Genomic DNA, 19518 nt, shown 5'->3' with positions numbered 1-19518 from the left:
AACCCTCTCCCTCAGCAGCGAACCCCCTCCTGGCAATGACGATACGAGCAGAACACGCGGCCCAAGCTCTCGAGCGCGCTCGCTCCATCATCGACCAGGAGATCGAAGCCATGTCGCTCCTGCGCGACAGCTTCGACGACAACCTGATCAAGGCAGTGGGGCTTATTCAGGCCTGCGTGGGACGTCTTATCGTCACAGGCGTCGGCAAATCGGGGCACATCGGCGCCAAGCTCGCGGCAACGTTCGCCTCGACCGGAACGCCTTCGTTCTTCCTGCATGCCGCCGAGGCCTCGCACGGCGATCTCGGCATGATCACTGGGCAGGATGTCGTGCTCGCGATCTCCAACTCCGGCATGACGAAGGAACTGTTCCCGGTGCTCGACTTCTGCGCCGCCAACGGCGCCAAAGTCATATGCATGACCTCCAACGACCAAAGCCGTTTGGCGCAGCGATCCGATATCTGTCTGCGCCTACCGCCGGTCAAGGAAGTCTGCCCGAACAATCTCGCACCGACATCGTCGGTGATCATCACGCTGGCGGCCGGACACGTGCTCGCCGTGCTGCTGATGGAGCGACGCGCCTTCGTCGACGCCGATTTCGGAAAGCTGCACCCCGGCGGGCGGCTCGGGCTCCTGCTCTCGTCCGTGCGTCGCTACACCGAGGAGTTCAAGGATGTGGTGCCGACGGTCCTGCCGACCGAACTCCTCGGGCACGTGGTCATCAAGATGGCAGAAGGCCAGCGCGGGTGCGTCGTGGTCACCGAGGACGGCACGAACCGCCTGCTCGGCCTCATCACCGAAGGCGACCTCAGACGCGCCTTCTCTCCCGACATGTTCTCCAAAACGGCGCAGGCAATCATGACGACCCGGCCCGTCGCAGTCAGCGTCGAGGATCTGATGAGCAGCGCCGTCACGCTGATGAAGGAGCGGCGGATCGCCCACATCGTCGTCGTGGACGGCGAGAGCGTGGTCGACGTACTGCACTCCAAGGACCTCATGCAGCGCGGCTACATGTAAGGCGCAGGCCCTGGCGCGCATAATAAAAGACCCCGGCACCACGAGGTCCGGGGTCTTCAAGTCTTTGCCCGTCGTTTTGAGATCAGGCCGCGACGGGAGCAGCCAGCGCGAGGTCGATCTTCTCCTTCAGGACCTTCTCGTTGAACGGCTTGATGATGTAGCCCGAGACGCCGGCGCTCTTGGCGGCGTTGATGTTGTCCTGCTTGGATTCGGCGGTGACGAGGATGAACGGGGTCTTGCCCATCTCGGGATCTGCGCGCACGACCTTGAGAAGCTCGTAGCCGGTCATCGGCTCCATGTTCCAATCGGAGATGATCAGGCCGTACTGCTTGGATTTGATTTTCTGGAGCGCCGCCTCGCCGCTCGAGGCATCGTCGACATTCTCGAAACCGATCTGCTTCAAGAGTTTTTTGATGATCCGCACCATGGTGCTGTAATCGTCGACGACGAGTACAGGCATGTCGTTCGCGCTCATAACCCACATCCCCTAAAAAGACATCGCGTCAACAAACGGCCAACCCACGGAGGCCGAACGCGCCGCGCTCTGCAATGCCTAGTGAGTATGCGAGCATATTGCTTGCGATAGTGTTAAGTGCCCGTTTCCGACCCGCCGCGGCGCGCGCCTGCGGCACGGCGTAACGGAATCGCAACCTCTCCCGGGTTAACCATGCGTTTGGATGATGACCCTTGCGCGCTTTTCGCGCATGCGTCAGAGCCCAATAAGAAGCAGGCCCGGCCTTCGCACCCGGAGCCGACAAGGAAGCGCGCATGTCCCATCCGCTCATCCGTGTGCTGGTCGTCGACGATTCGCCCTTCATGCGCGGCGTGCTGCCGCCGAAGATCGAATCCGATCCGCGTTTCAAGGTCGTCGGCACCGCCGTGGACGGGCGGGACGCCGTCGAGAAGACACTCGCGCTCAAGCCTGACGTGGTGACGCTCGACATCGACATGCCGGTCATGAACGGGCTCGATGCGCTGCGCGAGATCGTGCGTCTGAGCCCGGCATCGGTGGTGATGCTCTCGGCCCGGACCGAGCAAGGCGCCGCCATTACGCTCGAAGCGCTTGCGCTCGGCGCAGTCGACTTCATTCCGAAGTCGCGCGGCGTTGATCGGATTCACGAGAAGCTTCTGGCTGCCGTAGAGGCCAAAGCGCAGAAAACCCGCGCCTCCGCTCCGAAGCCCGTCGTCGCCTTGCGCCCCGCGCCCCCTTCCCGGGCAGCCGCGGGCGCGCGTATCAACGCCAAGATCTGCGTTATCGGCTCGAGCACGGGCGGGCCCCAGGCCTTGCAGACCGTCCTCTCGCAGCTTCCCGAGACGCTTCCCGTTCCCGTGGTTGTTGCCCAGCATATGCCGCCCAACTTCACCAAGGCCTTGGCACAGCGTCTGAACGATCTCTGCAAGCCGGCGGTGGTCGAAGCCGAGGATGGAATGGCGCTCACCAGAGGCAAAATCTACATTTCCCCCGGCGGCATGCAGACGCGCGTGACCCCGACCGAAATCCGGATCAGTGCGGACCACGGCGAGAGCCTCTACAAGCCGTCGGTCGACGTGCTGGCGGAGAGCGCGCGCGGCGCGTTCGGCAAGAACGTGCTCGGAGTCATGCTTACGGGCATGGGTGGCGACGGCGCCGCTGAAATGACCAAGCTGCACAAGCTCGGCGGCTTCAACATCTCGCAGGATCAAGCCTCGTGCGTGGTCTACGGCATGCCGCGCACGCTTTTCGAAATGGGCGGCGCCGACGAAGTGCTGCCGCTCGACCAGATCGGCCCGCGCATACGCACGGCGCTCGGCTGCTGATCTAGGAGACTAGTTCAGGTCCTCGGGCAAGCGCGGCACGGGCATGAACGGGATGCCATCCTCGGCCAGCTCCTTGACCTCTTCGGCCGTCGCCTCGCCGTAAATGCCGCGCGCGTCGCTTTCGTCGAAATGGATACGCCGTGCCTCTTCGGCGAAACGACCGCCGACGTATTCCGCCTTGGCGTGGATCTCGTCGCGAACCTTGCGCAGGAACTGCACGTACGCCTGAGGCGGCGTTGCGGCCGGGCGGGCCGCCGCCGCCGCGGGCCGATCCTCACGACGGGCGATGGCCGGCGCCATTACGGCCTTGTCCACAGCGGTATCACCGCAATGCGGGCACGTGACCTGCTTGGCGGCGATCTGCATCTCGCTGGCGGCGCCGCTCTTGAACCAGGCCTCGAACTCATGGCCGTCCCGGCACACGAGGCTGAACTTGATCATCACACGACCTCCGCGCCGGTTTTTCCATCCGCCGCAATAATCTCGAACGTCCTGTCGTGCCGCAAGGACGGCACCCGTGACCGGACGTCCTCGATAAGACCCGACTCTATATCGGCGAAAATGACTGACGGGTGAACGCCGCCTTCGGCAATCACCTGCCCCCACGGCGAGACGACCAAGCTGTGCCCGAACGTCTCGCGCCCGTGCTCGTGCACGCCACCTTGCGCCGCGGCAAGGACGAAGCACTGCGCCTCGATGGCGCGCGCGCGCAGCAGCGCCACCCAATGGGCTTCCCCCGTCACGCGCGTGAAGGCGGCCGGCACCGTCAAAAACGACGCGCCTGCATGGGCGAGCGCGCGGAAGAGATAGGGAAAGCGCAGGTCATAGCAGATCGCGAAGCCGAGCCCGCCCCACGGCAACTGAGCCACGACCGCGCGCGTGCCCGGCTCATAGTTCTTGCTCTCGCGGTAAATCTCGCCGTTCGGCAAGTCGACGTCGAACATATGGATCTTGTCATAGCGCGCCGTCACCTCGCCCTTGGGCGAGATCAGGAAAGCGCGGTTGGCGAGCTTTGTTTCGCTCGCCTTGATCACCATCGAGCCGAGGTGCAGCCAGATCTTAAGCTCGCGCGCGAGGTCAACGAGCTGCTGCAGGCCGGCATTGGCGCTCTCGGGCTCGGTGGCGGCGAACAGGCGCTCGCGATCGAGTTCCATGATGTTCGTGCATTCGGGCGTCTGAACGTAGTGCGCGCCACCCGCGGCCGCCTCGCGGATCAAGGCAGACGCGTCGCGTACGTTGCGCGCGGTATCGCGTCCGGAGCACATCTGGACGAGGCCAGCACGGAAGGTCGTCGTATCGGTGGGCATTGGCTTAGTGGCTCGCGGACAAAAGAGGATCGAGCTTGCCGCTGCGCTCCAGGCACATCAGGTCATCGCAGCCGCCGACGTGTCGATCGCCGATCCAGATCTGCGGGACAGTGTAGCGCCCCCCGGCCTTGGCCGTCATCTCGGCCCTTAGCTCGGCCTTGCCCGTCACGTCCACCTCCTCGAAGGACACGCACTTGGCGCGCAACAGCTCCTTTGCCATGTGGCAATAGGGGCAAAGCGTGCTGGTGTAGATCGTGACTTTGGGCATGTCTCCCGAGCGTCCTCGTCCGCCGGCCGCATTCAAAATCCGTGTTGATCCGATCGAGCCCCGCTGCGGACAGGTCCGAAGCGATCCTCTTATCCAAATGTAGCGACTAAGCTTTCGGCCGGAAAGTGCGGCTCTGCGTCATGTCACACCGATTTGCGGCATTTTTCCAGTGTTTACCGCCTTCACGACGGACTATGGGCATGGTCCGTGACCAGCGCCAGGGCGAGCACGTCGACGCGCGCGGCACCCGCGCGGCGCAGGGCCCGCGCGCACGCGCCAACCGTCGAACCGGTGGTGATAACGTCATCAACAAGCAAGATGTTGCGTCCCTGCGCACGTGCCGCGAGGCGGCTGGTGACGGCAAAGGCGCCAGCCACGTTACGCTGACGCTGCCCCCGCGAAAGGCCGACCTGGCTTGTCGTCGCCCGTGTCCGCGCGAGCAGTAGCGGCTCATGGCGCAGGCCCGTCAGGCGCGCGATCTCGGCCGACAGCACGGCCGCTTGGTTGAAGCGCCGGGCCAGGAGCCTGCGGCGGGCGAGCGGCACCGGTACGATTATCTCCGTCTCCACCAGCAGCTCCCGGCCGGCCTCGACGAGCCATCTGCTCAAAAGGCGGCGCACGTCGTGGCGGTCGTGGAACTTCAGGGCATGAACCAGCGTGCGCATGGAGCCAGTGTGGGCCGCGACGGCGCGGGCCCGGTTGTAGGGCGGCGGATCGGCTGCGGCGGCCGCAGAGATCATCGGGGCGCCGGTGTCGAACGGAAGCGGCGTTCCGAGCCGATCACACAGCGGTGGACGGATGAACTCGATGTCGCGCCAGCAGCGGGCGCAAAGTGCGTCGTGTGCGCCGATCGGCTCGCGGCAGACGAGGCAAACCGGCGGCATGACGAGATCGGACAAGGCGCTGAACGCCCGGCGGAACAGGCCCGGCGGCGCGGGCATGCCGTCCGATCCGGCGTCGTTCTCCGTGCTCCACTCGGCCACGCTTCGCCCTCCCGGGCCGCATGCTAGAGCGCGAACGCGCTCATACTCTTGATCAGACCAATGACTCACGCTTCGGACTGGTAGGGTCGGAAGCAATCATGGTCTAGACTGAAACCGACCGATACCACGCTTGGCGCGTTGCAACGAAAAGCTTCCGTATCCTTACGATGTCCGAGCCACACGCCATTTTCGACACCTCCCTGCTGACCTCCCGGCGCAACCGGGCCGCAAGCGAGGCGGCGTCGCACGACTTTCTTCTCGCGCGCGTCGCGGACGATCTGGCCGAGCGGCTCGCCATCGTCCGGCGCGACTTCGGCGTGACCGTCGATCTGGGCTCGCACCATGGCGTCGTGGGACGGCGCATCGGGGACTTGCCCAACGTCAGGCGTCTCATCTCACTCGATCCGGCGGAGGCGCTACTGGCCAAAGCGCCGGGTACGCGCGTTGCGGCAGCGCTCGACGTACTGCCGTTCGCGCCGGAGTCGCTCGATCTCGTGGTTTCGGGGCTGGCGCTGCATCTCCTCGACGATCTGCCTGGCGCGCTGATCCAGGTCCGCCGCGCGCTGAAGCCCGACGGACTGTTGCTCGCGGCCCTGCTCGGCGGGCAAACGCTCTTCGAGCTGCGCGACGCTTGGCTCGCCGCCGAAGCCGAACTCACAGGCGGGGCGTCGCCGCGCGTGGCACCGTTCGCGGACGTGCGCGACCTTGGGGGGCTGTTGCAGCGCGCAGGCTTTGCGCTGCCCGTCGCCGATTCCGAAACGGTGGCTGTTACCTATGCCGACCCGATCGCGCTGATGCGCGATATCAAGGGCATGGGTGCCTCCAACATGCTGGCCGACCGGCGCCGGGTGCCGGTGACGCGCGGGCTTCTGATGCGCGCTGCCGAGATCTATGCTGAACGGTTCGCGTTGCCCGGTGGGCGCGTGCCGGCGACGTTCGAGATCCTGACGCTGACGGCGTGGGCACCGCACGAGAGCCAGCAGAAGCCGCTGAAACCAGGCTCGGCGCAGAGCCGGCTCGCGGACGCGCTTGGCGTGCCGGAACGGAAGCTCTAACCAGCGATCCGGCGGACCATGAAGCGCGCGTCGGCATCGTAGGTCAGCAGCTTCTTCGTCAGCGCCGGCTCCTCGGTGACGACGAAGCCAAAGCGGCTCCAGAACGGCACCGACCCGTTCACCGCTACGAGCGACAGGTTTGGGGCTCCGGCCGCCTCGGCCTCGGCGATGATGGCTTTCACGATGGCGCCGGCCGCCCCCATGCCACGCACCTCGGACAACAGCGCGATGTCGTGGATGTAATAGGTCGTGGCGTGCTCGGGCAACGCGCCGAGCATGACGTTCAAAGCGGGCGGCTCGGCGTAGTGCCAGGGATGGGTGAGGGTATAGGCCAGCGGCTTGCCTGCGACCTCGAGCAACGCGCAACCGCGGGGGTACAGACGCAGTCGCTCGGCAATGATCGCATCGTCCTCCGGATAGGCGACGTGGATCTCGTCGGCGATGGCGACGATAGCCGGAAGGTCCCGCTCCGTCGCCGGCCGCCACACTCCGCGCTCGAGATCGACCTGCATGGCGTCCGCTCCTAGCCCAGGAGATCGCGCAGCCAGGGGACCAGCGGCGCATCGGCTGGCGGCATCGGGTAGTCGGCAAGGCGTTTTGCGCGGACCCAGGCGATCTCCTGTCCCTCGCGGGGCTCCGCGTCACCCTCCCAGTTGCGGCAGAGGAACAGCGGCATCAAGAGGTGGAATTCATTGTAGGTATGGCTCGCGAACGTGAATGGCGCGAGGCACGTCTCGCAAACATCGATGCCGAGCTCTTCCATCAGCTCGCGGCGTAACGCCTCCTCGGGGGTTTCTCCCGCGTCGACCTTGCCACCCGGAAACTCCCACAGGCCGGCGAGCGACTTTCCCTCCGGCCGCCTGGAGATCAAAACGCGGTTGTCGGGATCGACGAGTGCCGCGGCGGCCACCAGGAGAATGGGTTTGCTCATAAGCTTATCTGGACCTTCGTGAGATGGAGTGTCCGCCGCGTGGAGGGCTAGCAGCGCGGGGCATGCGCGCCGGACACTATGCGGCCGGGCGGCGCGTGACAAATCCGGATTCGCTGAACGCAAGGACACGGCGGGAGTCGCTCGGCCAGGGCGGCGCCGAGCCAATAATCGAAAGGGCCGCCCTCCAAGCCGCGGGCAAATGGGCCGCGCGCGGTTCTAATTCGCCGCTAATGGCCAAAACAATGCGAAGCCGGCCACCTCGTCGCCGCGTTGACGACGCGCCATGGCTTTCATTGGAAATGCCGCCGCAATACCAGACCATGCCAAATCGCCTTGAGAGACACGATAAATCGTGCCCGCATCAAGGAATGCGGCGATCTTTTGCTACATGGTGTTGAGGAGGACAAAAAGTCCGACACCGACAGCCGGGCCCAATAAGGTGGCTGCCACCAGCATTAAAAATGATCGAGCAAACATAACACGACAAACCCCGCACGCTACTCACACACCGCGCAAAGCCGCCCACCCTTCGCCGGTGCCAGTTCCGTTTCGCGGTGACCCCTCACCCGCGAAACAAAAATATAATACAACAAAAAATATATCTGCTCTACTGGCCATTCCCAATTTCGCCACAATATCGTTTCGCGGCGGCGAGGGCGTCATGTTGCGCCGCAATGCCGTCGGTGGATCTTAATATTTTTCTTATGTTGCTTCAGAAGCTTCCGCAGGGGAACGGTCCTGAATTATCTCTCGCGCGCAATTTTTCACCATGCGCGAACGCGGGTCGCGCCCCATCAGGGCGGCGGATTTCGTTGCCGACGCGCCACACGTCTTTCGTCCAGTGGGCGCTCAGCGGCGGGCAGAGAAGTTGCGCAGCGCGTCGAACAGGCGGAGCTGTCTTTCGTCCTGTCCCTTGGTCTCGTGGGCGAGCTGCTCGATGCGATCGAACGGCACCTGCTCGGCTTCGATCATCGAGCGCTGCGCCTTCATCGAGCGCACGAGCCCTTCCTGCACGAGGTGGAACTCGCCGACCGTCTGACCGGGCAGCACCGCGGCGGGATCGAGACCGCTCTCGCTCTGGAACGCGGCCTTGAGCTTACGCAACGCCGTGTCTTCACGCACGCGGCCGATGAACCAGCTCGTGATCTGATCGCGGCTCTTATAGTCGAGGTCGCCCGGCGACTGCGTCGCGAGCATCAGACCGAGGCCGGCCGAGCGAGCGCGCTTCAGCAAGCTCTGCAGCGGCTCGGCGGTTGCCGGCTTGGCATTGGCCGGGATGTAGAGGTCCGCCTCGTCGAACATGACGACGGCCTGCAACTCGTCGTTCGGGTTGCGCTGGCAGAAGCGTAGTGCCTCCGACAGGAACTGCGAGACCCAGAACAGGATGTTCTCGTTGTCGCCGAGGAAGCCCGTGTAGATGATCGAGAGGCGTGTGCGGCTCTCGCGCGCATAAGGACCAAGGCCCAGCAAGCTCTCCATGGTCAGGCTCTCGCCGCCGCCTTCGAACAAGGCAGCGTTGCGATGGCGGAGGCTGTCAAGCTGGGCGACGAGGTCGCGGCGGATCTTGCCCGATGGGTCCATGCGCTGCGTGAGATCGGTGAGCTCCGGATCCTCGTCCTCGAGCAAGTGGATCAGGTCGCCAAGCGTCACCTCGCGACTGTGACGCGAACCCAGGATGCGCAGCGCCACAGACAGCGTGCCGGACTGCTTTTGGTGCGTCGCCGAGTTCTTCAAGTGCAGCATGTCACCGAGGGCCGCCGCGGACAGGTTGGCAAGCAGCTGCTGCTCGTGGTCGGGCAGCTCGTTGATGCCGTTCGGGAGCAGCGTGATCGAGATCGGGCGGCCCGACGAGCGGCCCGGCGTGTAAACCGCGACGTCGATGGCGTCGGCCAGACGCTCACGCTCGCCACGGCGCTCGCCGAACTCGTCGTCGTTTGCGCGCCAGACGTCGGGGTTGGCGTAGCTGCAGAGGTCGCCCTTGCGGTCGATCAGAACGGCCGGGATGCCTTTCAGCAGCAGCTGCTCGATCAGGCACAGCGCAAGCGTCGTCTTACCGGAGCCGGAACCACCGAGCACTGCCGCATGGCGCTTCAGCACGTTCTGGTTCAGCGTCACCGGCTTGCCACGGGTGCCGATCTCGCGACCGGCGAGGATGCTGCTGCCGTGGGTGCCGGTCTCGTCGAGGATGACCGACATCGGCAGCTCGTCGTCGTTCGCGGGCAGCGGCTCGGCCGGATTTTCGCCGAGCGACCAGGGCGGCGGCAAGGCGGGATCCGACGGACGCGGCGCGGCGACGGCGACAGGAGCCGGAGCGGCCGTCTTGTTGTGCGCCGTGGTTTCCACCTCGCGCGAAGCCGCACGCGGCAGCTGGCGGCCAAGGAGGTCGAGGCGCAGCACGCTGATGATCGAGATGATGTTCGAGAGCAGCTTGGCGTCCTCGAACCAGGCCTGGAAGCCGGGGTCGTTACGATAGTGGGCGTGGAACTCGCGCACCATCATCATGCGCTCCCACTCGGGGATCGGGATCGTGAACAGCCGGCCTCCGCCCTCGCGGAATTTGCGGAAGGCTTGCGCCGTCTGGTTCTTCTTGTTCGGCGGGTAGTCGCTGGCGCGCAGCATGACGCAGGTCTTGCCGGCCGTCATCGGCAGCACCTTGTCGAGTTGGCGCTTCAGGCCACCGCCTTGCGTCGGGCGGTTGCAAAGGAAGACGCGCAACTCGCTCATGTGGCCGGATTTGTGCGTGACTCGGACGTCGACACCCGGCACCTCGTCCGACACTTCGAGCCGGCCGACGGCGATCTTGATCGCGCTGCCCCATTCCTCCTTGGCGAGCGAAAGGGCGGACGCGAAGACGTCTATTAACTCATTCTCGTCGGATGGGATCTCGGCTTCCGACGCGTTCTGGAACCGATCCCAGGCCTCGCGATAGTCGAGTGACGGCGACAGCGGGCGCGTGTCGCCTTGCTCGTCACCGCCGCCAAAGAAGCCACCGAGGACCGAGGCCAGCGTGGACGTCCAGGAGCCCTGATCGGCTTCGGGCTCGTCGTCCTCGTCGGTCGCGGTCTTGTCACGTAGACGGTTCTGCGCGTGCTCCAGCAGGCGGCGCGTCGAGAGACCGCCGAACTCCTCGAAGAAGTCCGGGCCGAAGTATTGTGCAGGGTCCGGGAAGCCCAGGCCGCCGCCTTGCTCTGCGATGCGCTCGAGGCGCTTGGCGATGATCAGGCGCGCCTCGTTCGGCGTGCGGCTTTCGAGCAGCGGCACGGGGCCCGACTTCTCGATGCGATCGATGTACGACTGGGCGAGCACGCCACGCACCTGGCCATAAAAATCCTCCAGGCACGAGATGATGATGATGGCGGTCGGCAGGCGGTTGGCGATCTGAATGAGGTCGCGCGCAGCCTTCTGGAAGCGCTCCTCGGCATCCTCGAAAAAGCGCAGGTCCTCGACCTGATCGATGGCGAACACCAGCGCCGAGCGGTCGACGGTCCACATCAGCATGCCGAGTGCGGTGATGATCTCGAAGGCGCGGTCCTCGCCCGTGTTCGGGTCGAGCGCGGCAACGGCCTGATGCGCGAGCTGCGTCAGCTGGCGGCCGAACAGATATTGACGGACGCGCTGGTCGATGCGCGGATCCTTGCGCTCGAGGTAAAGCAGCGCGCGCACGATGTTGATGTCGAGCTCGAGGTCGCGGAACTTGGGGCTGGCGACGATCTCGTCGGCGAGACGCAGGATCAGCACCGCCAGTGCATCATCCGACAGCGAGCCGTCGCGCAGCGACTTGAGATCGGCCTTAGAGAGCACCTCGGAGCCTTCGACGAGCCGCACGGTGAGACGCGAGATGCCGCTTTCGCTATCGTTGTCGGGGTCGTAGGGCTTCTCGAGCGAGTGCACGAGGCGGCGCAGATAATAGTCGGCGTAGTTCGAGACGTCGGGCGTCATCTGCGCGTAGCCGAAGTAGGCCTTGCCCTCGCGATGCGCCGACGTGCGCAGCGCGCGCAGCAGGTGCGTCTTACCGGCGCCGGATTGGCCGTGGAACAGAAGAATGCGCGACTGCGTAGCCGCGCTCGCGCCTCCCGCCGTCACCTGTGACAGCAGGTCGGAGAACTTGCGGCGGGCTTTGACGTGCACCTCGGGGACGTCGACGGGATCGGCCCGCCAGATGTCGTCCTCCCAGGTAATGCTGTGCTCAAAAGCCTGGGACAGCTTGTCCGCGCCCACGGCCTCGACAACGTCCTGCTGCATGCGTCACCGGTCTCCAACGCAATTCCAAAAAACCAATCGGGCCTTACTCTTCGACCCGCACGAAATGCCAAACGGTATTCTTGTAGGGAACGGCAGAGCTCTCGAGCGCTTGCATGTTGCGCTTGTCCTTGAGGTCGGCATTGGCAAGCACGAGAGCACCCGCACGGTGCGCCTCGGCCAGCATGCACTTGAATTCAATCTCGGAGACTTGCCAGAAAGGGTGACTTACGCGGATCGCATCCCAGACGTGGGAGATGTAGGCCTTGCGGTTGCCGGGCCATCCCTCAGCGCGGACGGCGGCGGCCTTCTGTACGGCGCGGGCAAATTCGGGAAGATCGGGGCGCGGTGTCTGAGGCGCGCGTTCGGCGGTGGGCGCCGGGTCGTTGGCCGCGGGCTTCAGCGCAGCCGGCGCCGCGACGACGACAGGCATTGGCGCACGCTCGGCTTCCACTGCGCCCGCCTCGGCGGTGCCTGCCTCGAGCGCGCGCGCGCCAAGGCCGCGTAGGATGCCGATACGAAGCCCTTCCAGCGTCGCATCCTTGCCGCCGGCGTGCTCGGCCGCGAGTTCGGCGATCAGCTTGGCGTCGGTCGCGAAGGCGCGCGGGGTCTGCGAGAGCTGGCCGGCGAGCAGGCGGCCCGCCTTTGCGGATAACGCCGAGCCCTTACCGAAGCCTGCCTTGATGCGGTTGCCGAAAGCGCGCTCAAGCGCGACGACGGCCAACTGGGCGCGCATCTTGGTTGGCGGCACATTCTTTTTGCCGGGGAGCGCAAAGGCCTTCTGCACGATGAGCGCGCGCAGGCCCTCGACGCGGGCCAGTGGCTTCAGGCGCGCGGCCGGTTCCTTCTCGAGGCCGAGCCCCTTGGCGATCAGTGCGATATCGCGCAGCTCCGCCCACGGCTTGGGGTCCCAGACCTTCTGGCCGAGATAGCGGGCGGCATCGGCGGCGCCGGCTTCCGTGGGCGTCAGCCGGTTCTTGGTCTCGACCGCAAGCCCGCGGGCGATCAGCTGGCCGATCTCCTTCTCGGCGAGGCGGCGCCAGTCGGCCGGCGAAAGCTTATGCGTGAACAGCGACGCCAGATCGGACGCCACCTGGGCGCGCGTGGCGCCGCCGTCTGCCGCTAGGCGGACGAGGATCAGATGGCCGGTCGCGGATGCGCCTCCGCGCCGCGGCCCGGCAATGGGAGCACCGCTGCCAAGCGCCGACATTCTCGTACGCCTCCGGGCTGGATTAACAATGATGGGGAAGCCGTACGCGCGAATCAGCGGCTCGATTCAGGAATAGTGAGGGAGAGCGTCTTGAGTTCCAAGGGATTCCGGGGCACGCGCGACTCATTTTTTGATGAGTTGCATCTGCGCATCCTGGGCTTCGTCTTTTTTCGCGGCTGCCCAATTGGCGACATGTTCGTTGGCAAAATTACCAACGGGCTTCGGGGGATGCAGATGGGGGGAGTCCGACTTCAGCCATTTCATTCCCTCGTTAACCACCGGGCAAGCCCGGCTTAATCTTAACGACGAGTTAACTCCTTACTGCGAATGTTGGCTCTCTATACCGCGCGTCCACTTGCGGGAGTTAAGGGAATGTATCGCGTCGCCCTACCGGTTCTCCTCGTGGCCTCCCTGGCCCTTGGGGCTTGCAGCCTCAACACGGGCGCCATTTCTTCCGGATACAACGGACCCAGCGAGAGCGCCTCGCTCAGCCCGCGCGGCAGCTCCGGCCTCACCGGCTCCGGCACCACGACAGCCTCCATCGACCGCAGCTCGCGCTCGTCGCTCAGCGGCGGTGGTACCCAGGTGGCTGCCTATACGCCCGACAAGGCGCCGCGCGGCTCGTTCGAGAAAGCCCCGCGCGGAGCGCTTTCGGACCGCGACTACACCGCGACGGCGCTCAATCCCGAGCGTGCGCGCGACCTCATCAACCAGTATCGCGCCGAGAATGGGCTGAAACCGCTCAAGCTCAATCCGGCGCTCAGCGAGGCTGCAAAGGCGCACAGCCGCGACCTCGCGAAGTGGGACCGCATCTCACACTATGGCTCCGACGGCTCGAACCCGTGGGATCGCGTCAAGCGGACGGGCTACAAGCCGCGCGTCGCGGCCGAGAACGTCGGCACAGGGCAGGTGACCTTCGAGGAGGTGCTCCGTGGCTGGAAGGAAAGCCCCGGGCACAACAAGAACCTCTTGCTCGCGGACGGGCGGGAGATGGGGCTTGCGCTGGTGCAGGACCCGAAGACGGAGTTCAAGTCTTTCTGGACGCTCGTGGTCGGCACCTCGATGTGACGCGCGCGTCGTCCGCGTGTCTCCTTTGACTCACGTGAAAACAGCTCAGCGCTGCTCGTCTCTGGCGCTCTTCAGGGCAGATGCCGTCGCGGTCATTGTGCGGCGGGAGGGCCTTTTGCTTTTGCTGCTCCGGAGGCCTCTGCCACGGCCTCCTCATGCAGCGTGAATTGCAGGAGCACTGTGCGCTGCAGGAAGCGATTGTAGTTGTCGTCCGACATCAAGGTCAGCACGGTCTCGCCGTCCTCTCCCGTCGAGACGGCGAGGGCTTCGAGGTTGTCGATCTCGGACGAGGCATGGTTCGCCTCGAGCAGCACCTTGCCCTTCGCCACAGAGCCAGGGCCGATGCTCCCTGCATCGATCTGGCGCAGGCGCACGCGCAGCCCCTCCAGCCAACGGAACCGGCGCTCCAGTACGAGCACGCTGCCGTCGGGCAAGCTTGCGGCGTCGGTGATACCGAAGCCTTCGATGCCCGCGACGGTGAAGCCGCGGGGCGTGTCGGATAGCCAGATCCAGCCGCGATGCACGTCTTCTCCGCGCAAGGGATGCTCGGCGAAGGCGACAAGCGCTCCTTTGCGGGGGCCGCCCGCGAGCACCGTCAGCGCCTCGATGCCGTCCATGCGCATGCGCGCCGCCTCTCTCGGCATCTTGAGATACGAGGACGGTTTGCCGAGCCTACCCTTTTCAATTTTGAAGAGGCCGATGCGGTCGACCTGCTCGAAGGCGATGTAGGCCGTGCCGTTCGACGGCGTGCCGCCGGCGAGCGCGAGGGCCTCAGCATCGCGCTCCCGCTCGCGGGCGAGCGGGCCGCCCTTCCTGTTGAGGAGGGCGCCAATGCGGGTATCGCGAAGGTCCTCGGGTTTGCCGGACGCATCGTAGGCGATCTTGCCCGTCATCCAGGCACCGGCATCCGACACGGCGACAAAGCTCTTGCCGTCGCCGGCCAGCGCGAGACCCGACCAGCCGCCGAAGTAGCGCGAGGGCGAGGAAAGCACCAGCCCGCCACGCCATTCGAGGCGCGGGGAGAGCTTGGCGCCCTTGTCAGCACCACCACGCGAGAAGCGCTGGATCGGGCGAGCGCGCACCTCGATCGCGTGCGTCTCCATGCCGGACGTATCGGGCTTCTTCTGCGCCGTGGCAGCGCCCGAACCCGAAAGGGCCGTTGCGAGTGCAATCACAACGGCCAAGCAGACATTCTTGGATTTTGTTGGCACGTGGCGACCTAACTCGCGCGGCGCAGGCGGCCGCGGCCGGGCGCGCGCGTCGGCATTCCCTTCGGCGTTTCCTCGAACAGCTCGACCAGCTTGTCCGTCATGGCGCCCGCGAGCTCGCTCGGATCGGAGATCGTAACCGCACGTGCGTAGTAGCGCGTCACGTCGTGGCCGATGCCGATGGCGATCAGCTCCACAGGAGAGCGGGTTTCGATCTCCTCTATGACCTTGCGCAGGTGCTGCTCGAGGTAGCTGCCTGAGTTCACCGACAGCGTCGAGTCGTCGACGGGGGCGCCGTCGGAAATCATCATCAGGATGCGACGCTGCTCGGAGCGTGCCATCAGCCGCTGATAGGCCCAGGCCAGCGCCTCGCCGTCGATGTTCTCCTTCAGAAGTCCCTCGCGCATCATGAGCGCCAGCGAGCGCTTGGCGCGCCGCCACGGCGCATCCGCCGTCTTGTAGATGATGTGGCGCAGGTCGTTGAGGCGGCCGGGCGTCGACGGTTTGCCGGCGGCGAGCCAATCCTCGCGCGACTGGCCGCCTTTCCAGGCCCGGGTCGTGAAGCCCAGGATCTCGACCTTGACGCCGCATCGCTCCAACGTCCGCGCCAGGATGTCCGCGCAGCAGGCCGCCACCATGATCGGCCGCCCGCGCATGGAGCCGGAGTTGTCGAGCAGCAATGTGACGACAGTGTCGCGGAAATCGGTATCGCGCTCGCGCTTGAACGAGAGCGGATGCATGGGGTCGGTGACGATGCGCGTCAGGCGCGCCACGTCGAGGGCGCCTTCCTCCAGGTCGAAGTCCCAGGCGCGGTTCTGCTGTGCAAGCAGACGGCGCTGCAGGCGGTTGGCCAAGCGCGCGACGATGCTCGCGAGCGACTTCAGCTCCTTGTCGAGGAACGTACGCAGGCGCTCGAGTTCCTCGGGATTGGAGATCTCCTCGGCGGCGACCTCCTCGTCGTAGGCGCGTGTGTAGACCTTGTAGCCGAAGGGCTCTGGGTTATCGAGAACCGACACATTGGGGCGCCACGGCTCGCTCGTCTCGAGGCCGTCCGGCTCGTCGGCGTCGGCATCGAAATCGTCGCTTTGGGGCTGCTCCATCGGCTGCTCGGACTCGCCGGCTTCGCCTTCCGAGCGCTCCTGCTCGCGCTCCTCCTCGGCCCCTTCGCCGCCCTGATCTTCGCTTTCCGCTTCGGCCTCACCAGCGTCCGGCTGCTCCTCGGAGGTCTGCTCCTCGGTTTCTTCGGATTGGCCTTCGGCGAGATCCTCGGCGAGGTCGAGCGCCTTAAGAATGTCGCGCACGAGGCGACCGAAGCTCTCCTGATCCTCGGCGACCCCCTTCATTCGATGGAAGACGCCCTCGGCGCGCTCCTCGATGTGAGGACGCCAGAGATCGACCAGAGCCCGCGCACCTTCCGGCGGGGCGCGCCCCGTCAGCCGCTCGCGCACGAGAAGCCCCAGCGCGCTGCCGAGCGGGGCCTCGTTGCGATCCGAAATGTTTTCGAAGCGGCCCTGACCGAACTCGTCCTCGCACTTCGCCGCGAGGTTGTCGGCCATGCCGCTCATGCGGTTGGCGCCGACCGCTTCGACACGCGCGCGCTCCATGGCCTCGAACACCTCACGCGCGGCGCCAGCGGCAGGGGCGAGGCGGCGATGCACGGCGTCGTCGTGGCAGGCAGCGGTCAGTGCCAAGCTGTCGGCCCAGCCGCGCAGGACGGCAACCTCGGCACGCGACGGCACGCGCGATGGCTCGACGAGGCGCACGTGCTTGCCTTCGAGCGCGGGTTTGGTCGGACCGTAGGTGACCTCGACCTCCGGATCGCCGGCGATGGCGCGCACGGTCAGGCCCAGCACGCGCTTCAGCGGCTCGGACGGGGTCTCACGGCGTTTCGAATTCTGCGTCATGGCATTCTGTCGGACTGCTGGTGGCGCGCCAGGCGGCGCCAGGCTCGGTCCTCGACCTCCTCCCGGGCTTCCAGGTTGCCGCGACGGATCTTGATCAGGCCGATCCAGATCCCGAGCGCAACGCCGGAGGCGATGCCGAGCACGGTGTTCTCAGCCTGCGTGTTGGCGGGTACCGCCAGGCTCCATAGGATGGCAAGCGCCACCGAACCAAACAGCGCACCGATCACGGCCAACAAGGAGCAAAAGAGCACCGTGCCGACAGGTCCCGTATGGCCCGCGGCGGCCAGTGCATCTCGATGCTCACGGTCCTGATCCATCAACGGCGGCGCTCAAGCGCTCCCTCTCAGCCGAGGGCAACGTTGGCGGCGCTCTCAGGCAACTCCTCGCCGAAGGCGCGCTGGTAGAACTCGGCGACCAGCGGCCGCTCCAGCTCGTCGCATTTGTTCAGGAAGGTGACACGGAAGGCGAAGCCGACGTCGTTGAAGATCTCGGCGTTCTCGGCCCAGGTCATGACGGTGCGCGGGCTCATCACCGTCGACAGGTCGCCGTTGATGAACGACTGGCGCGTCAGATCCGCAACGCGGACCATGGACGAGACGATCTTGCGCTTGGCATCCGACTTGTTCCAGCCCTTGACCTTCGACAGCACGATGCGTGCCTCGTCGTCGTGCGGCAGATAGTTCAACGTGGCGACGACCGACCAGCGGTCCATCTGGCCCTGGTTGATCTGCTGCGTGCCGTGATAGAGGCCGGACGTATCGCCGAGGCCGATCGTGTTCGTGGTCGCGAACAGGCGGAATGCCGGATGCGGGCGGATCACCTTCGACTGATCGAGCAGCGTCAGTTTGCCCGAGACCTCGAGCACGCGCTGGATCACGAACATGACGTCGGGCCGGCCGGCGTCATATTCGTCGAACACAAGTGCGGTATTGCTCTGCAGCGCGTAGGGTAGAATGCCCTCGCGGAACTCCGTCACCTGCTTGCCGTCCTTCAGCACGATCGCGTCCTTGCCGACGAGATCGATGCGCGAGACGTGGCTGTCGAGGTTGACGCGGATGCACGGCCAGTTGAGGCGGGCAGCGACCTGCTCGATGTGGGTCGACTTGCCGGTGCCGTGGTAGCCCTGGATCATCACGCGACGGTTGAACTTGAAGCCCGCCAGGATTGCGAGCGTCACCTCGCGATTGAAGAGATAATCCGGATCAAGGTCGGGGACGTGCTCGTCCGCTTTCGAGTAGGCCGGCACCTCAAGGTCGGTATCGATCCCGAACACCTGGCGGACCGAAAGCTTCATGTCCGGAAGGCCGGGCGTCGGAGAGGTCGTCGTAGCCGTGGATGTTTGCGCGCGCATTGAAACCTGTTCTCGGGCACGGGGCGCATGCCAAGCCGCGCCCCCGGTGGGCTCGCGGTTCCGCGTCCGTTGCCGGATGCGGGCCCGCAAGGGTTATACACAAGGCCTACGCCCTCCCAGCGCCGCCCGCGAAAAACGGGCCACGATCTGGCTCAGACGAGGCCCGCCTTCTTAAGATAGTTATAGGCTTGGATTATTTCTCGCAACGTGTCCGCCGAGCGCGTATCGCCGCCGTTCGCGTCGGGGTGGTGCCGTTTGACCAACTCCTTGAAGCGAGACTTGATTTCGTCCTTCGATGCGGTCTCCGGCAGGTGCAGGGCGTCCAGCGATTTCTTCTCGAGCGGCTTCAGCTGGCGCCGGCGCGCGTCCGCCGGCTCTTCGCGGGCTTGGCGCGCCCGTTCAGCGAACAGGTCGTGGGGGTCGTGGGCCCGAAAACCTGTGTCCGCCGCGCCCCGCGACATGCGCTGGCCGGTGCCATGCGCCCATGAGTTCGCGCCGACCTTCCAGGTCGGGCGGTGGCCGGTCATGGCATCCTTCTGGAAGTCGGTGACCTCGGCGTCGCTCATGCCGTCGAAATAGTTGTAAGCGGCGTTATAGGCACGCACGTGATCGATGCAGAACGCGAAATACTCCCCGTCGCGGCCGCGCCCTTTTGGCGCGCGATGTGGCGCCGGACGGCCGCAGCCCTTCCACTGGCAAGCCGGGTGCTTGCGGTCGGCGTCGTCAGCCGCCTGACGCTTCGAACCGACGCGGATCGAATCGAAGTATTTGGAATTGAGCTTCATGTCCTAGATTATGGTCTGCCGCTGGCGACCAGACAAGACGCACCTCGGGCTTGACACAACGGTCGCGCGCCAATTCCTCACTATGTACGGAGACTGCGACATGTCGGCAGAAGAGCGTCTACGTGAAAAGCTCATGGTGGCGCTCGAGCCAACGCGGCTCGACATCGTCAACGAAAGCGAGTTGCATGCGGGACATCGCAACTCGCCTGGCACGGGCGAAAGTCATTTCCGTGTTCTCATCGTGTCGCCAAGGTTCACCGGCGTGTCACGCGTCGGTCGGCACCGCATGGTGAACGACATCATCGCCGAGGAGCTCAAGGGTGGCATTCACGCGCTTGCCCTTTCCACTTACGCGCCAGGCGAGCCTTTGCGCTAGCGGCCGATCGGCTCACGCCT

At 65.4% G+C, this 19518-nt stretch carries 20 protein-coding genes; 5 read left to right on the top strand and 15 right to left on the bottom strand.

What is annotated here, in order from left to right; genetic code table 11:
• The first annotated feature begins 35 nt into the window (after positions 1 to 35).
• Positions 36 to 1016 carry a KpsF/GutQ family sugar-phosphate isomerase gene (locus CS1GBM3_RS15725; protein WP_072396418.1) on the top strand — a complete coding sequence of 327 codons (981 nt, stop codon included), beginning with the start codon at positions 36 to 38 and terminating at the stop codon, positions 1014 to 1016.
• Positions 1017 to 1098: 82 nt separating this feature from the next.
• Here the strand turns inward: CS1GBM3_RS15725 and CS1GBM3_RS15720 are convergent, their stop codons facing one another.
• Positions 1099 to 1491: a response regulator gene (locus CS1GBM3_RS15720; protein WP_072396417.1), complete on the bottom strand. Its 393-nt coding sequence runs from the start codon at positions 1489 to 1491 to the stop codon at positions 1099 to 1101.
• A gap of 293 nt (positions 1492 to 1784) precedes the next feature.
• Between CS1GBM3_RS15720 and CS1GBM3_RS15715 the strand changes: the two genes are divergently transcribed.
• Positions 1785 to 2813 (top strand): protein-glutamate methylesterase/protein-glutamine glutaminase, encoded by a 1029-nt coding sequence (locus tag CS1GBM3_RS15715; RefSeq protein WP_072396416.1) that lies wholly within the window; start codon positions 1785 to 1787, stop codon positions 2811 to 2813.
• Between the two features lie 9 nt (positions 2814 to 2822).
• Here the strand turns inward: CS1GBM3_RS15715 and CS1GBM3_RS15710 are convergent, their stop codons facing one another.
• From CS1GBM3_RS15710 to CS1GBM3_RS15695, 4 genes are all read right to left on the bottom strand, one after another.
• Positions 2823 to 3254 (bottom strand): DUF1178 family protein, encoded by a 432-nt coding sequence (locus CS1GBM3_RS15710; protein WP_072396415.1) that lies wholly within the window; start codon positions 3252 to 3254, stop codon positions 2823 to 2825.
• On the bottom strand, positions 3254 to 4120 hold the full coding sequence (locus tag CS1GBM3_RS15705; protein WP_072396414.1) for a carbon-nitrogen hydrolase family protein: 867 nt from the start codon (positions 4118 to 4120) through the stop codon (positions 3254 to 3256). Before CS1GBM3_RS15705 ends, CS1GBM3_RS15710 begins: the two co-directional genes overlap by 1 nt.
• 4 nt (positions 4121 to 4124) lie before the next feature.
• Complete coding sequence (grxC, locus tag CS1GBM3_RS15700; RefSeq protein ID WP_072396413.1) at positions 4125 to 4388, bottom strand: glutaredoxin 3; 264 nt, start codon at positions 4386 to 4388, stop codon at positions 4125 to 4127.
• A 182-nt stretch (positions 4389 to 4570) separates the two neighbouring features.
• Positions 4571 to 5371 carry a ComF family protein gene (locus CS1GBM3_RS15695; protein ID WP_244534670.1) on the bottom strand — a complete coding sequence of 267 codons (801 nt, stop codon included), beginning with the start codon at positions 5369 to 5371 and terminating at the stop codon, positions 4571 to 4573.
• A 167-nt stretch (positions 5372 to 5538) separates the two neighbouring features.
• On the opposite strand from CS1GBM3_RS15695, the gene CS1GBM3_RS15690 reads away from it, so the two are divergent.
• Positions 5539 to 6426 (top strand): methyltransferase domain-containing protein, encoded by an 888-nt coding sequence (locus CS1GBM3_RS15690; RefSeq protein WP_072396412.1) that lies wholly within the window; start codon positions 5539 to 5541, stop codon positions 6424 to 6426.
• Here CS1GBM3_RS15690 and CS1GBM3_RS15685 read toward each other — a convergent pair.
• From CS1GBM3_RS15685 to CS1GBM3_RS19860, 5 genes are all read right to left on the bottom strand, one after another.
• Positions 6423 to 6938 (bottom strand): GNAT family N-acetyltransferase, encoded by a 516-nt coding sequence (locus tag CS1GBM3_RS15685; RefSeq protein ID WP_072396411.1) that lies wholly within the window; start codon positions 6936 to 6938, stop codon positions 6423 to 6425. The two genes, CS1GBM3_RS15690 and CS1GBM3_RS15685, sit on opposite strands and share 4 nt — an antisense overlap.
• Positions 6939 to 6949: 11 nt before the next feature.
• Entirely contained in the window at positions 6950 to 7357 is a 408-nt protein-coding gene (gene mutT / locus CS1GBM3_RS15680; protein WP_072396410.1) for an 8-oxo-dGTP diphosphatase MutT, read from the bottom strand.
• 849 nt (positions 7358 to 8206) lie between these two features.
• Positions 8207 to 11599 (bottom strand): helicase HerA-like domain-containing protein, encoded by a 3393-nt coding sequence (locus CS1GBM3_RS15675; RefSeq protein WP_072396409.1) that lies wholly within the window; start codon positions 11597 to 11599, stop codon positions 8207 to 8209.
• A gap of 43 nt (positions 11600 to 11642) precedes the next feature.
• A complete protein-coding gene (locus tag CS1GBM3_RS15670) occupies positions 11643 to 12806 on the bottom strand; it encodes a hypothetical protein (protein WP_072396407.1) in 1164 nt (387 codons plus the stop codon).
• A gap of 123 nt (positions 12807 to 12929) precedes the next feature.
• Positions 12930 to 13070, bottom strand: coding sequence for a hypothetical protein (locus CS1GBM3_RS19860; protein WP_171946512.1), 141 nt, complete (start codon positions 13068 to 13070; stop codon positions 12930 to 12932).
• 108 nt (positions 13071 to 13178) lie between these two features.
• On the opposite strand from CS1GBM3_RS19860, the gene CS1GBM3_RS15665 reads away from it, so the two are divergent.
• Positions 13179 to 13874: a CAP domain-containing protein gene (locus CS1GBM3_RS15665; protein WP_072396405.1), complete on the top strand. Its 696-nt coding sequence runs from the start codon at positions 13179 to 13181 to the stop codon at positions 13872 to 13874.
• 92 nt (positions 13875 to 13966) lie between these two features.
• On the opposite strand, the gene CS1GBM3_RS15660 is transcribed toward CS1GBM3_RS15665, so the two are convergent.
• The 5 genes from CS1GBM3_RS15660 to CS1GBM3_RS15640 form a co-directional block, all read right to left on the bottom strand.
• Entirely contained in the window at positions 13967 to 15049 is a 1083-nt protein-coding gene (locus CS1GBM3_RS15660; protein ID WP_244534711.1) for an esterase-like activity of phytase family protein, read from the bottom strand.
• Between the two features lie 44 nt (positions 15050 to 15093).
• Positions 15094 to 16986 carry a cobaltochelatase subunit CobT gene (cobT, locus tag CS1GBM3_RS15655; RefSeq protein WP_072396402.1) on the bottom strand — a complete coding sequence of 631 codons (1893 nt, stop codon included), beginning with the start codon at positions 16984 to 16986 and terminating at the stop codon, positions 15094 to 15096.
• Positions 16983 to 17303, bottom strand: coding sequence for a hypothetical protein (locus tag CS1GBM3_RS15650; protein ID WP_072396400.1), 321 nt, complete (start codon positions 17301 to 17303; stop codon positions 16983 to 16985). The genes cobT and CS1GBM3_RS15650 overlap by 4 nt, the downstream gene beginning before the upstream one ends.
• A 26-nt stretch (positions 17304 to 17329) precedes the next feature.
• Positions 17330 to 18337 carry a cobaltochelatase subunit CobS gene (gene cobS / locus CS1GBM3_RS15645; protein WP_072396398.1) on the bottom strand — a complete coding sequence of 336 codons (1008 nt, stop codon included), beginning with the start codon at positions 18335 to 18337 and terminating at the stop codon, positions 17330 to 17332.
• Between the two features lie 152 nt (positions 18338 to 18489).
• The gene (locus CS1GBM3_RS15640) at positions 18490 to 19122 is read right to left on the bottom strand and encodes a DnaJ domain-containing protein (protein WP_072396396.1); all 633 of its coding nucleotides are present in this window, start codon (positions 19120 to 19122) and stop codon (positions 18490 to 18492) included.
• 100 nt (positions 19123 to 19222) lie between these two features.
• On the opposite strand from CS1GBM3_RS15640, the gene CS1GBM3_RS15635 reads away from it, so the two are divergent.
• Positions 19223 to 19498, top strand: a complete 276-nt coding sequence (locus CS1GBM3_RS15635) for a BolA family protein (RefSeq protein ID WP_072396394.1) — start codon at positions 19223 to 19225, stop codon at positions 19496 to 19498.
• The last annotated feature ends 20 nt before the right edge of the window (positions 19499 to 19518 follow it).

Origin of the sequence: Hyphomicrobium sp. CS1GBMeth3, assembly GCF_900117455.1 — a bacterium.
In the GTDB taxonomy this organism is placed as follows: Bacteria; Pseudomonadota; Alphaproteobacteria; order Rhizobiales; family Hyphomicrobiaceae; genus Hyphomicrobium_C.
The sequence above is the reverse complement of the archived record's forward strand: the minus strand, read 5'-3'. Positions and strand labels throughout refer to the sequence as shown.